We start from the raw sequence: 12487 nt of genomic DNA, 5'->3' as shown, positions 1-12487 counted from the left end.
ACAACAAATAGAATAATCATTGGATTAAGTTTTAATGATTATTTATGAAAAGTTATAGGCTACCTTATATGAGAATGATAACAAAACATAATGTATAAACTCACTATACAAGAGGGATTAATAAATACTATAGATAAATGACTGAATAATATTAATAATGTAGTGAAAAATGAATCAGCTGAAATTTAAGTAGGTTGGTTCATTATTTTTTAGCAATTAAATAAATATCTGCGATTGATAAAGAAACTCTAAGGTATAGGTAACATATGTAAATCACCTGGAAATATATCTAACATGGGTAGTGGTTCATTACCAATGTTAAATAGTACAAAAGGTACATTGGCAATATCTAGCTCTGTTGAAATAGCTGATATAGGTGTAGCAGTAAGAACTGGGATTGGTGGAGCAGAACTAGGGCTTGGAGTTTATAATTTTTCAAAAGGTTCAAATAACGGAAGTAGTAAAGAAACAGATAAAAATAATAATGCTGCTAATAAGAAAAATTATGAGAAAGAAAGTAGTTCAAATAATAAAGGTAAAAATATAGAAAATAAAGTTCAGGGGAATGAAAATAAGACCAGCTATGTGAAGTCAATAGGTTTGAAAGAAATATTAACTATTTATTTTAATTCTAAGATAATATAAAATTACACAACAAATAAACTATTAAATATAGAAATTTTTTAATAGCTAAAACAAATGTAATATTATAGTTTAATAAGGATTATGACATAGGTTCATAGTCCTTATTATCTCTTAAAATAGCATAAATAATGTGAGTAAGTTTATGAGCTACCGCGCCCACGGCAGTGAGATGGTGTTTACCTTCACTACGTTTCTTTAAATAATAATCATTAAGAGGACTTTCGTGTAAGGTACAAGTTGAAGCGCATAGGAATAAAGCTCTTCTAAGGTAAGGAGAACCACGCTTTGACATTCTATTATTGTTAGCTAAAAATTGACCAGATTGTCTAACTGTTGGATCAATACCAGCATAAGCTACTAGACCTTTAGCACTTTTAAATCTTTTAATATCACCAATTTCACTAAGAATAATAGCAGCAGTAACTTTACCTATTCCGGGAATAGATTCAAGATGTGAACCAAATTTAGTATAATAAAATTCAATTTCTACATCTAAGTCTTTAATTTGCTCTTCTATAAAAAGCACTTGTTTTATTAGTTGTTTAAGTTGAAATTTAAAAGCATCTTGAGCAAATTTTATTCCGAAAGTATTTTTAGCAGCATCTTGTATTTTTTTCGCTTTGACAATGCCAAGCTGTCCACGACTATGCTCTCTTAAAAATTCAGCTAATTTACCTGTATCAATTTCAAGAATTTGCTCTGGGGTTTGATATTTTTCTAAAAGCTTTTTAGAACTTATTCCCCAAGTATCAGAAAATAACTTTTCATATTCTGGAAAAACTTGATCAAGCACAGTGATGATCCTGCATTTTAGTTCAGAAACACTATCAACTAAAGAAAGTCTATATCTACATAATTGTCTTAAAGAAAGAATTTTTTCATCAGCTAATTGTGTATTTGTAAATCTTCCGAATCTAATAACTTCAGCAATAATAAAGGAATCTTTTGTATCATTCTTAGTTTGGCGTATGTAAAGATTTCTAAAGCTATCAGATTGAATAGGATTTATAACATTAATTACACAACCTTTTTCTAAAAGAAATGAATATAAGGAAAGCCAATAATGTCCAGTAGCCTCAAGTCCAAAAATAACCTGCAAATTACCGATATTTTTATTAATTTGCTCAATTAATTTATTAGCGCCACTATGCGAATTGGTGAATTTAATTGATTTACCGATGATAGCGCCGGTTTCATCAATAATAGTAGCTTCATGATTATTTTTACCAATATAAATACCAACAATAAACATTTAAACATCTCCTTTGTTTTTTAGATAGAATCCTCTATGCAATGCAAGTTACATCCTGGTTAGATATACGATGAATTATAATAATATAATCAACATCCAGCTTATACGCAATATCTCGCAGAGATGAGGCAACAGTCTTAGTTACGAGGTCAAAAGATGCCTCAAGGGGGCGTAGGTAAAACTCTATCTATACGAGAATATTGTCTCAAAATAAGAGAGATTAAACAATAATAATAGAATAAATAACTTAAGAAATTATTAGAAAAATAATTAAAATTTTTGATGTGGTTATTATTTAATCTATAAGTTTATCATACCAGGGGATAAGTAAAGCTAATAGGATTGAAAAAAGCTCTAGTGGATTACCAGATTGGCTGAAAGAAAGATTTGAAGCAGGTAATAATTTCAATAAAGAAAATAGACCTTGTTATCCTCATAATGAAGTAGAAGTGTATGGTAAGAAAAAATATGTGGTAGATTCATATGTACCCGCTGAAGAAATAGTTTCTCGAAAATATACTCAATTAGCAGATGTAAAAGAAAGTACTGGAATAGGATATTTAAATGAACTTAAAACAAAATATCCATCCGGTGCCCTCATTACTGATAGTCCTTTTAATCCAAAGGTTTTAAGAGGACAGCCAATGAGAGGACAGCAGATTTTAGAGATACCAGTGCAGAATAAATCTATACTACAAAGAATTATAGATTATGCTAATGATAATAACATTATCATAAGAGATGTAGAAGGGAAAGTGTATAATTAATGAAGATAGTATATTGTATGGAATGGTCGTTATTTAAAAAACAACCACATGATATTTTGAGTGAGCAAGATGCAAAAGAGAGATATATAAAAGAAGAAACTTATGTATCAGTACTTTATGAAAATAATAAGGTAAAAAATGTTATTGAAATTGATGAAATGTCTATAACTGTTAGATTTTACAATGATAATTTGGAAAACTATTTGTTATATGGATTTATTAAGAAAGATGGCAAATTATTTTTAAATACAGCCTATCATTATATTTATAAAGAAGGTAAGAAAGTAGAGCACATTTTATTTAACTTCAAAGAAAATGGTGAAATGTTCATAGAAACAAGGAATTTTATAACGGGAAACGTGGAAGAAAAGGAAGCAATTGTTGATGTGTCATGTAATTGGGAGTTATTTCCGGGTTTTGGTGATTATCATGGATTAATAAGAGTTAATAGAGATAAATAGAGTGAATGCATAATAAAGAATTAAGTAACTGCATAAAAAATAGTAATATTAGAATACAGTCAAATCAATTAATGTGAGAAAATTTAATACTGCATAATATTAATAATACAGTGAATGGGGGAAATGGGAAGTTAATTGATTTTCCATATGAATTTAAAGAGATACAATTAGATGGAAGTAAGGTTAAAGTTGATGGATCTATTAGTTTAATGAGTGGAGATGTTGGTCTTATGTTTGATAATGGAGAAGTAGAAGGAGCATTAGTGGGGACTTTTGGAAAATTTACTGCTTCAGGACACCAAATTAAACATGAAATTGATACATCTGTAAAAGGTGAAGTCGATGTAGGTGGAGTTGGATTCAAATATAAAAAGAATATTATAAATGGAAATGGTGGAGTCAAAGTTGTTGATGGAATAGGAGGAGGACTCGAAGTACAAGCAAAAAAAGATACAAATTAAAGATTTTATTAGAAATATTTTTATTAATATTTAATAATAGAGGAGAAATCAAATGGAATTAGTTAGTTTATTAATAAAAAAATTGCATAAGAAAAATATTATATTGAGTGTAGTTTTAATAAGTATGTTTGTTATTCTAAATGGATGTAGTTTTAAAATAAATATTGGAAATCTTAATGAAGATGATGAAAAAAATATAATTAGTAATGAACAAAGTGAAATAGAATTTGATAAAGATGAAGTTTTACCTTTAGGAACAGTAGTGTTATTAAAAAATTCAAATAGAGAATTGGTGATAACAGGTAGAATGCAAAGGATAGCATCTGACTCAAATGAAAAAATATGGGATTATTCTGGATGTGCATATCCAAAGGGAATTATGAGTGATGATGACAGCTATGCATTTAATTCAGATCAAATTGGAAAAATTTATTTCAAAGGATATGAGGATGAGAATGAAAGAGAATACAATAAACAATTAATAGATTATAGAAATAAATTGAAGGGCATAAAAACAACTAATAATGATAATTTAAAAAGTAATGAGAAAAAGATAGACACTAAATGTGAAGTAGAAAACATACCTAATAATAAGAATGAACTATTACCACTAGGTTCAATAATTACAGTTGAAGGAAGTAATAAAACATTAATGATAATGGGTAGAGTCGCAAGCATTAAAGGTAAAGATTCTAATATTGTATATGATTATGCAGGGTGTATATATCCAGAAGGAAATATTAATATAGATACTAATTATGCTTTTAATAGAGAGGATATTAGTAAAGTTTATTTTAAAGGATATGAAGATGAAAAGGAAATAAAATATAATAAACAGCTTATAAAAAATAGAGAATTATTAAGAGGAGAATAATTAAGTATATATTTAGAATAAGAAGATAAATGAAAAGGTAAGGTAACATTACAATAAATATAAAGCTAATACATTAATTGAGATGTATTAGCTTTGTTGTATTTAGAATTCCATCAGTTAAAAGGTGGTTGTAGAGAACTTTTGGCAGTAAGTAGAAAAAATAATAAAAAATATAGTGAATGGAGATGGTGGAGTTAAAGTTGTTGATGTAATTGGGGGTGGTTTTGAAGTGGAAACTAAGAAAGACACAAATTAAAAAATGTATGAATAAATACAAGAATAATAAGGTGGAAGTTCAATGAAAATGGTTAATTTGTTAAAAATGAAATTATATAAAAAAAGAATTATTTTAAGTGTAGCTCTAATTGGTATAGCTTTTATTTTAAATGGATGTGGTTTCAGAATAAATATTGGTAATCTTAAAGAAGATGATAAAAAAAATATAGTTACCACTCAACAAAGTGAGATAGACTATAATAAAGATGAATTGCTACCATTAGGAACAGTAGTATTATTAAAAGACTCTAATATACAGTTAATGATAACTGGAAGGATTAGAAAACTTGAAGGAAATTCGAGTGGAGAAATATGGGATTATTCTGGTTGTGCATATCCTAGGGGATTTATGAGTAGTAATGACAGTTATTTGTTTAATTCCAATCAAATAGATAAAGTTTATTTTAAAGGATATCAAGATGAAGATGAAATAAAGTATAATAAACAATTAGTGGAATATAGAAATAAATCAAAAGGAATAGAAATAACCAATGCTGATAACTTAATAGTTAGTAATGATGTAACGGAAAACATACAATGGAGTGATGAAGAATTATTACCATTAGGTTCAATAGTTACATTTGAAGGAACCAATAAAAAAGTTATAATAATAGGAAGAATCGAACATTTAAAGGGAGACACTTCTGATGATATATATGATTATGCAGCGTGTGTATATCCAGAGGGAAGTGTTAGTGCGGATAGTAATTATTTATTTGATGGAAATCTTATTAATAAGGTTTATTTTAAAGGATATCAAGATGATCAAGAAATAGAATATAATAAGAAATTGATAGAATATAGAAAATCATTAAGAGAAGAGTAGTTAAATTTAAAGTTATTAAAATTGCATCAATAAAGATAAGAAAAAATATATACTTAAATAAAGCTAATACATTAATTGGAGTGTATTAGCTTTGTTTAATTAATAGAGATTATGCAATGGGATATGGTGCTTTAGATTTTGTCAATACATCATTAGATTCAACATCAGATTTAGCATTTGATGCATGTAAATATGTAATGACAAGAGGAATTATTGATGAATCTACAAATAATAAAATAGGTAATTCTTTTGATTGGCTAAAAGAACAAAAAGGAAAACCTTCAGATTTATTGCATGAACATTTTAAAAATGAATCACCACATAAAGAAACGTTTGAAGCTACTAAAATAGGATTAGATATGTTAACATTATTAGACAGTGGTATTGGAGCAGCAAGCTATTGTGGAAAACTTTCAAGAATTAAAAAAATGAATGCAGCAGAAAAAGTAGCTAATTCTAAAAAGGCTGAAAACATAATTAATGAATTAAATAAAGAGGTATTGGGAGTTAATAAGGGGTCAGCTGGAGCTAATGATGTAGGATACATGAAAAATATTCATGACCCAATGCGAGATATACTAGGACCGGGTCAAGAATCTAATCCGGAAGAGTGGAATTCCATTATTAAGAAACTTCAGGATTGTGGTGTTGAAATTAAATATACTGAAAAAGACATGGCATATGCGCCGGGATTACAAAGAGGAGATCCAGGCCAAGTAAAAATATGTGAAGATGCATCTTTGAGTGCATTAAAACATGAATATCAACATTTCTTGGATTCACAAGCAGAAGGTTTTCCATCATTTGGAGAACAAATGTTTGAAGATCCTAAGAGTAGAGTAATTAAAGAACTTAGAGCATATATGGTGGAGATAAAAGAGGCTGAGAAAATAGGGTCAAAAGAGGCTGTTGAACAATTGTTTGAAAATTATAGAGGCGAACGTGAATGGATAGTTAATAATTATATAATACCAGGAGGTGAATAAAGATGAGTTATTTAAGTTTAGCAAAAAGAATAATGAATGATGAACTTTCGGATGAAGAATTAATAAAAAATCTTGAAACTCCTAATGTTTTAGTTTTACAGCATGTAATGTTGAAACTTATAAAACATAATATAACAAGTGATTTTGTATGTCAAAAACTTATTCAATATAGTGATTTTATGGATATAAGATTTAAAATTTTAGGACTTTGTAAGATTGGTCACTTAGCACTTTATTCATTAAAAAAATTAGGCTACAAGAAAGAATATCAAGATATATATAGTCGATTAGAAAAACAAGACCAAGAACTTGTGGATATGCTTGAAAAGGCTTTATAATATATTAATAAAATTTTGATTAGAATCTTACTGCAAAATTATAAATTAACTAGCTTTGAATAAACGATTTTATAAATGGAAGTAGTGAAGTAGGAGTAGTAAAGGTAATTAGTGAAAGTTTTCATGTATAAAGTAAAAAATTAAAATAGAGAAAATGAACTAGCTGAAAACAAGTAAGCTAGTTTATTGTTTTTTAGTAAGATTCTTATATTCTATAGAGGTGGAATACTTAGCTTTGATCAGGACAAAAGACTTAATGCTATGAGTGCAAGTGCTGAATATACAGAAGAAGGAAAAAAAGCAAATGAATATTATAAAAATAAGTCTCAGTATAAGCAGGCATATGATGCATATAGCATAGATATAAATTTATTCATGGCAGTAAAAGGTATAGGTAACATATGTAAATCACCTGGAAATATATCTAACATGGGTGGTGGTTCATTACCAATATTAAATAGTACAAAAGGTACATTGGCAATATCTAGCTCTGTTGAAATAGCTGATATAGGTGTAGCAGTAAGAAATGGGATTGGTGGAGCAGAACTAGGTCTTGGAGTTTATAATTTTTCAAAAGGTTCAAATAACGGAAGTAGCAAAGAACCAGATAAAAATAATAATGCTGCTAATAAGAAAGACTATGAGAAAGAAAGTAGTTCAAATAATAAAGGTAAAAATATAGAAAATAAAGTTCAGGGGAATGAAAATAAGGGGGTAAGTAAACCTGATTTATTGGATGGTAAATTTAAAGATACTGATTTAGAATCCAGTTATCAAAAATACATTTTAAGAAAAAATAAAGAAAGAAAAGTTCCTAGAGATAGGTTGGATTGGAAGGAAGCTAGAGATTACTGGCTAAATGATTCACCAATGGCTAGAGGAAATGCTTTTAATAAGAAAGCTGTCAGAGAAGGTTGGTATGATTATGACGAGATATATTTAAGTAATGGAAAGAGACTAGATTCATATGATGAAATTTCTGGAGAGATAATATCAAGAAAGGCAACAGAGTTAGAAAATATAGATATATCCACATTCGAAAGTTATTTAAAGGAATTGAAAAATAAATATGCAGAAGGTACAATAATTAGGAGTAATAAATATCCAGAAATAGATGGAAAGCCACTAAAGGGTCAACAAATACTTGAAATACCAGAAATAAATAAAAACTTTAGTAAAATTGACCAATATATAGAATTAGCTAAAAACAAGTACAATATAGAAATTAGATTTAGGAGTGAATAAATATGGAGTTAAATCAAAAGATCAAGTCAGCTTTAATAAATATAGAATTTAGTAAAAGGTATTCAGAGTTAGTAAGTAAGTTTTCTTTTAGTTATGATGAAGTATTAGAGAAATATGAAAATAATATTATTTTAGATATATTAAATGACTTTGGATATAACGTAAAATATGATAAAAGAGAAGATTTCTTTTATGTTAAAGAAAAAATTGATATATATACATTTCAATTTAATATGTCATTTAGATATGGAAAAATAGAATTCATATGGGCAGTATGGGAAGATGATACTCTTCTAACAGGTAGTCCATGGAGTGTATTAAAAAGATTACTTGATGGAGAAAGAGTCAAACCGGCTAATTTCCGAAATTATGAAGATTTAAAGAATATCTTAAAAGATAGCTTTAAAATATATGAAGATTTTAAGTTACAAGTAAATAAGTAAGAGATATTGAACAATTATAATGCAATAAGAAAAGTAAAGATGAATTAACTAAAAAATATCGGCTAGTTTATTACTTGTTTTAGTGATAAATTAGATTAATAACTTAAATATAAATAATTATGATTTAGATAAATTAAGTCCGAAAGAAGATGCAAAATAAAGTATCTATTAACTGCATAAAAAATAGTAAGAGTAACTGCAAAAAAGTTAACTTACTAAGACTATAGCAAATATAATAAATACTAAAAACAACAATACTGCATAATCTAAATAATGAAGTGACTTAGGTGGCAAAGGGGGAAAGTGGCAGATAAAGTTAAAAAGTAAATTGTAGTTGATGAAACTAAAAATATTTTATAGAATCTTTACCACCTTATCTCCCTTTCAACCTAAAGTAAAAGAAAATATTGTTGCAATGAAAATATTGATACTATCATAGTGTCGATATTTTTTTATGCAATTATATTGAGATAGTAGGAGATACAGAAAATGCTACTGAAATAGTATTAATATCTATATTAAAAATGGCAACTATTAGGGGTTAGAGGGAATGTATAAAAGTAATTTAAAAGAATATGGCAACGCTGAAGGACAAACTTATGAGTATATATTGAAGAAATGTGGCTCTAATGAAGAGATAATAAATTCGTCAATTAAAAGTAATTTAGGAATGGATGAATGTAGAGTATTATATGATGAATATTTCAAAGGAGGTAAATAAATTGTTAATTGAAGAAAAAAGAGAAGGAGATGTGATTTGGTATCGTGATAATGTATGTAAATATAGAATTAAATATGAAGATTCAAATTCAATCATATGGGTAAATTATGATGATTTTGATATAGGAATGCCTATGATGCTATGGGATTTTAAATACGATGTTGAAGAGACTAGAATTAATATGAAGATTGATAAGTCCTGGGATAGTATAGGGTTTAAGATAGATAAAGAGAAAACTATGCAATTTATAGGCGTTGTTGAATACTTTCTTACAGAAAAAAGCCTGCAGGATATGATTTTGAATAGAAGATTTATAAATGAGTGGTATAGCAGTATCTAAATTAACATGCAAAATAAAGAACTGATTAACTGCATAAAAATAAATAAAGAATAATATAGTTAAATCAATAAAAGGAAGAAAATTTAATACTGCATTGAAATAAGTAAAAAGAATTAATGTTTCAGTAATCAGAGCATTAATCTTTTTTCATGTGCTAAATATCTTTAAAAGTCAAGATAAACTGAATAAAGCCGTATTTGATAATGTAAGCAAAGCTACTAGTGTAGGCTTAATTTTGATTGATACTGTAATAGCAGGACATGGGCTAATAAACATTGCTAAATCTGGAATATCACTAGCTAAACTTTCAGGCAAAGCACAGAATATATTAAAATTTGGTGATAAAATTGCTAATAAGACTAAAAATACAGTAAATAAAATAGGTGAATTAAATAGATTAAAGAATACTGGGGGGGAGGAGATGCTAAATTTCAATATAAACATAATCCATCAGATAGCCCAAAGGTTTTATTAGATGCTGTTGAAGATATTAGTGCAGTATATGGGTATAAACCTAATAATACAGGAAGTTTAAAAAAATTCGTAAAATATGATTGGAGTAATCCTGATGTTGTAGCGAAGTTTCGTAATAACAGGTTACTTTATCATATAGAAAATGATGGGTATAAAGAACTAGTAAATTCAATGAGGGCAGATGGTTATTCTGATGTAGAAATAGCAAAGACTCTAGTTAAAAAGAGAAATGATAATAGGTTATCATCCTATATTAATGAAGATGGTAAAATATCAGATATTGAACTTTATAATCAAGCCAAAGAACATTGTGTCTCATATGAAGAATTAAAGCGTGGTATTAATGGTAAATCTGGCAAATCAGATTTGCAAATTATAGAGTCAGCAATGAAAGGTAATGAAGGTATGGATGCATGTTGTGGATTATATGATGATTATTATTCTACTTATAAATAAAGGAGGACTAAAATTTGGATAGATTTTTATATGATATTCCAACGCTTAAACCAGACAAAGATGGCAATATCGTAATTATAAATAAGTATTCATTAGGACCAATTGAAACATTAACGTATGGAATAACAAAGGATAAAAAGTTTTACTTAGATTGGGAATATCCAGAATTCAATGATGAGGAATTAGTTAGGGATTATAAGATAATTTCTAAAGAACGTATTTTAAAAGCTTTAGAATTAGAAATTGAACGATGTAAAAAGAACGGAGAGATACAGTTTACTGAAAAATATGAAGAAGCAAAAAAATTAATAAATAAGTATTAATAAGATTCTAAAGATTATATTAGAGAATGTTAAAGAATATATTTGTGAATTGTTGTTGTACAATTATTAAAATTGGGCTTACAGTGAAAGAGAGAATATCGAATGATTTCTATGTTAAGAGAGCAGCACAAAAATTAGCAGTAATGAGTATAAGAAAAGATGGTGTATTTGCAGAAAAAATGTTAATAGAATCATAAATATAGATGCAGCTAAAGAAGTTAAAGCTGGAAATACTAAAATTGTTCGTTACATTAAGGGTACTAATAAAGATGTAATTGTAGAAAGTTGGTGGATAATAGATAGTGATGGCACACCGTACTGTAGTACAATTATATTAAAAGAAGTAAAATAGCATAGGAGAAATTAGTAAATGGAAGAAAAGTATAAATATTTAGAATCAAAAAATTTGTCTGAGTTAATAAAAATTATAGATAATTTTAATGATATGGATGAAACTGTTGAAGCACTTGATATACTATCAGATTTAGATAGTGAAAAAGCATTAGAAAAAGGAATAAATTTTTTATGGAACAATGATGGTGACGAATATTTTCAAGCTATGATAATTGATATAATAGATGATATTGATTTCAATAGAGTAGTAGATTGTTTGAAGAATAGAAAAGATGATATTCAAGCATATTTATTAGGCGAACTTATGCAAGAAATGAGAAGACATAGTGCAGATAAAAATATTGTTGAGTATGTAAAGATGATTAATAAAAAATATATTTTACTTGAAAAAGATGAAAAGAAAAGAATTACTGAACAATATAATAGATTTATCGATAGATTTGAAACTTGCATAAATGACTTATCATAATTATATAGATTAAGAAAATAATATGATTCTTATAAATATATTTGTTGTTAAGTGAATTTAATAAAGATACAGTATATGTTATTTAATGATAAATAAAAAATGAAAAGGAGATATTACTTGCCAGTGAAGTTTTTGAGAAAGTAACATATAATCTTCAAAGTAATAAATATATAGAATGCTTAAAAAGTATTTCTCACAAGTATCCTAATTTAAATTTAGAGGAGAATATTGAAGTTGTAGAAGAATATATGGATTAATATTAGCTGCATAATAAAGAGTTAAGTAGCTGCATAAAAAATGTAAATATTAAAATACAGTCAAATCAATCAAGACGAGAAAAATAAATACTGCATAATATTAATAATGCAGTAAGATAAAGACTAAATGAACTAGCTGAAATTAAGTAGGCTAGTTCATTATTTTTTAGTACTTCTACAGATATAAGCTTCTGATAAAGGACTTCATAGCTAATTAAGTCTAGTGACTTCAGAAACCAGTAAATCGAGCATAGAAGGTATGTGTAACCTGATAAGCTAGGAAAACCTAGGTTCAATAATTCCACTTGAAAGTTAATGGAATTGTGAACATAATATATGTAGTAGAAAATCACTAAAAAATAAAATATATAAATAATGGAACTTGGAAAGGTAAAATAATATGTTAGAAGAAAAAGTAAAAAAAATATTGATAAGATCAGGTTGGAATGAAAATCAAAAAGCAGATATAACAAATAGAGTTAAAATACTTGAAAGTGAAGGATATGAGGTATTTGAGGC

At 27.3% G+C, this 12487-nt stretch carries 19 protein-coding genes; 18 read left to right on the top strand and 1 reads right to left on the bottom strand.

Annotated features, from left to right (window positions below; genetic code table 11):
• Nucleotides 1-315: 315 nt before the first annotated feature.
• Nucleotides 316-645, top strand: a complete 330-nt coding sequence (locus NG901_RS16360; RefSeq protein ID WP_252216977.1) for a hypothetical protein — start codon at nt 316-318, stop codon at nt 643-645.
• 79 nt (nt 646-724) lie between these two features.
• Here NG901_RS16360 and NG901_RS16355 read toward each other — a convergent pair whose 3' ends face one another.
• Nucleotides 725-1897, bottom strand: a complete 1173-nt coding sequence (locus NG901_RS16355; RefSeq protein ID WP_252216974.1) for an IS110 family RNA-guided transposase — start codon at nt 1895-1897, stop codon at nt 725-727.
• Between the two features lie 449 nt (nt 1898-2346).
• Between NG901_RS16355 and NG901_RS16350 the strand changes: the two genes are divergently transcribed.
• From NG901_RS16350 to NG901_RS17320, 17 genes are all read left to right on the top strand, one after another.
• On the top strand, nt 2347-2664 hold the full coding sequence (locus NG901_RS16350; RefSeq protein ID WP_252216972.1) for a hypothetical protein: 318 nt from the start codon (nt 2347-2349) through the stop codon (nt 2662-2664).
• A 17-nt stretch (nt 2665-2681) separates the two neighbouring features.
• A complete protein-coding gene (locus tag NG901_RS16345) occupies nt 2682-3125 on the top strand; it encodes a hypothetical protein (protein WP_252216971.1) in 444 nt (147 codons plus the stop codon).
• A 110-nt stretch (nt 3126-3235) separates the two neighbouring features.
• On the top strand, nt 3236-3586 hold the full coding sequence (locus tag NG901_RS16340; RefSeq protein ID WP_252216970.1) for a hypothetical protein: 351 nt from the start codon (nt 3236-3238) through the stop codon (nt 3584-3586).
• Between the two features lie 52 nt (nt 3587-3638).
• Entirely contained in the window at nt 3639-4460 is an 822-nt protein-coding gene (locus NG901_RS16335; protein WP_252216969.1) for a DUF4176 domain-containing protein, read from the top strand.
• 298 nt (nt 4461-4758) lie between these two features.
• Nucleotides 4759-5562 carry a DUF4176 domain-containing protein gene (locus tag NG901_RS16330; protein WP_252216968.1) on the top strand — a complete coding sequence of 268 codons (804 nt, stop codon included), beginning with the start codon at nt 4759-4761 and terminating at the stop codon, nt 5560-5562.
• A 116-nt stretch (nt 5563-5678) separates the two neighbouring features.
• On the top strand, nt 5679-6548 hold the full coding sequence (locus NG901_RS16325; RefSeq protein ID WP_252216967.1) for a hypothetical protein: 870 nt from the start codon (nt 5679-5681) through the stop codon (nt 6546-6548).
• 2 nt (nt 6549-6550) lie between these two features.
• The gene (locus NG901_RS16320; RefSeq protein WP_252216964.1) at nt 6551-6886 is read left to right on the top strand and encodes a hypothetical protein; all 336 of its coding nucleotides are present in this window, start codon (nt 6551-6553) and stop codon (nt 6884-6886) included.
• Between the two features lie 186 nt (nt 6887-7072).
• Complete coding sequence (locus tag NG901_RS16315; RefSeq protein WP_252216962.1) at nt 7073-8131, top strand: hypothetical protein; 1059 nt, start codon at nt 7073-7075, stop codon at nt 8129-8131.
• Nucleotides 8132-8133: 2 nt separating this feature from the next.
• Nucleotides 8134-8574 carry a hypothetical protein gene (locus tag NG901_RS16310; protein WP_252216961.1) on the top strand — a complete coding sequence of 147 codons (441 nt, stop codon included), beginning with the start codon at nt 8134-8136 and terminating at the stop codon, nt 8572-8574.
• Nucleotides 8575-9124: 550 nt separating this feature from the next.
• Entirely contained in the window at nt 9125-9295 is a 171-nt protein-coding gene (locus tag NG901_RS16305) for a hypothetical protein (RefSeq protein WP_252216960.1), read from the top strand.
• Between the two features lies 1 nt (nt 9296).
• Entirely contained in the window at nt 9297-9635 is a 339-nt protein-coding gene (locus NG901_RS16300) for a hypothetical protein (RefSeq protein ID WP_252216959.1), read from the top strand.
• Nucleotides 9636-9786: 151 nt separating this feature from the next.
• Nucleotides 9787-10110 (top strand): hypothetical protein, encoded by a 324-nt coding sequence (locus NG901_RS16295; protein WP_252216958.1) that lies wholly within the window; start codon nt 9787-9789, stop codon nt 10108-10110.
• A gap of 170 nt (nt 10111-10280) precedes the next feature.
• Complete coding sequence (locus NG901_RS16290) at nt 10281-10565, top strand: hypothetical protein (RefSeq protein ID WP_252216957.1); 285 nt, start codon at nt 10281-10283, stop codon at nt 10563-10565.
• A 14-nt stretch (nt 10566-10579) separates the two neighbouring features.
• Nucleotides 10580-10888, top strand: coding sequence for a hypothetical protein (locus NG901_RS16285; protein ID WP_017353314.1), 309 nt, complete (start codon nt 10580-10582; stop codon nt 10886-10888).
• Between the two features lie 26 nt (nt 10889-10914).
• Nucleotides 10915-11085: a hypothetical protein gene (locus NG901_RS16280; protein ID WP_252216956.1), complete on the top strand. Its 171-nt coding sequence runs from the start codon at nt 10915-10917 to the stop codon at nt 11083-11085.
• A 173-nt stretch (nt 11086-11258) separates the two neighbouring features.
• Nucleotides 11259-11711 carry a hypothetical protein gene (locus tag NG901_RS16275; protein WP_252216954.1) on the top strand — a complete coding sequence of 151 codons (453 nt, stop codon included), beginning with the start codon at nt 11259-11261 and terminating at the stop codon, nt 11709-11711.
• Between the two features lie 657 nt (nt 11712-12368).
• Nucleotides 12369-12487 (top strand): SUKH-3 domain-containing protein (locus tag NG901_RS17320; RefSeq protein ID WP_252216979.1); only part of this gene is annotated, 119 nt, incomplete at its 3' end.

The sequence above is a fragment of the Clostridium sp. CMCC3677 genome (assembly GCF_023845585.1).
Lineage (GTDB): Bacteria > Bacillota > Clostridia > Clostridiales > Clostridiaceae > Clostridium > Clostridium aquiflavi.
Note: the sequence above shows the minus strand (reverse complement) of the source record. Positions and strands in the feature narration are given on the sequence as shown.

Excerpts from the sequence above, each read along its gene's own strand:
- NG901_RS16310 (WP_252216961.1), top strand. The coding sequence starts at position 8,134 with ATGGAGTTAAATCAAAAGATCAAGTCAGCTTTAATAAATATAGAATTT.
- NG901_RS16275 (WP_252216954.1), top strand. The coding sequence starts at position 11,259 with ATGGAAGAAAAGTATAAATATTTAGAATCAAAAAATTTGTCTGAGTTA.
- NG901_RS16335 (WP_252216969.1), top strand. The coding sequence starts at position 3,639 with ATGGAATTAGTTAGTTTATTAATAAAAAAATTGCATAAGAAAAATATT.
- NG901_RS16290 (WP_252216957.1), top strand. The coding sequence starts at position 10,281 with ATGAGGGCAGATGGTTATTCTGATGTAGAAATAGCAAAGACTCTAGTT.
- NG901_RS16305 (WP_252216960.1), top strand. The coding sequence starts at position 9,125 with ATGTATAAAAGTAATTTAAAAGAATATGGCAACGCTGAAGGACAAACT.
- NG901_RS16280 (WP_252216956.1), top strand. The coding sequence starts at position 10,915 with ATGTTAAAGAATATATTTGTGAATTGTTGTTGTACAATTATTAAAATT.
- NG901_RS16320 (WP_252216964.1), top strand. The coding sequence starts at position 6,551 with ATGAGTTATTTAAGTTTAGCAAAAAGAATAATGAATGATGAACTTTCG.
- NG901_RS16360 (WP_252216977.1), top strand. The coding sequence starts at position 316 with ATGTTAAATAGTACAAAAGGTACATTGGCAATATCTAGCTCTGTTGAA.
- NG901_RS16345 (WP_252216971.1), top strand. The coding sequence starts at position 2,682 with ATGGAATGGTCGTTATTTAAAAAACAACCACATGATATTTTGAGTGAG.
- NG901_RS16355 (WP_252216974.1), bottom strand. The coding sequence starts at position 1,897 with ATGTTTATTGTTGGTATTTATATTGGTAAAAATAATCATGAAGCTACT.
- NG901_RS16325 (WP_252216967.1), top strand. The coding sequence starts at position 5,679 with ATGGGATATGGTGCTTTAGATTTTGTCAATACATCATTAGATTCAACA.
- NG901_RS16330 (WP_252216968.1), top strand. The coding sequence starts at position 4,759 with ATGAAAATGGTTAATTTGTTAAAAATGAAATTATATAAAAAAAGAATT.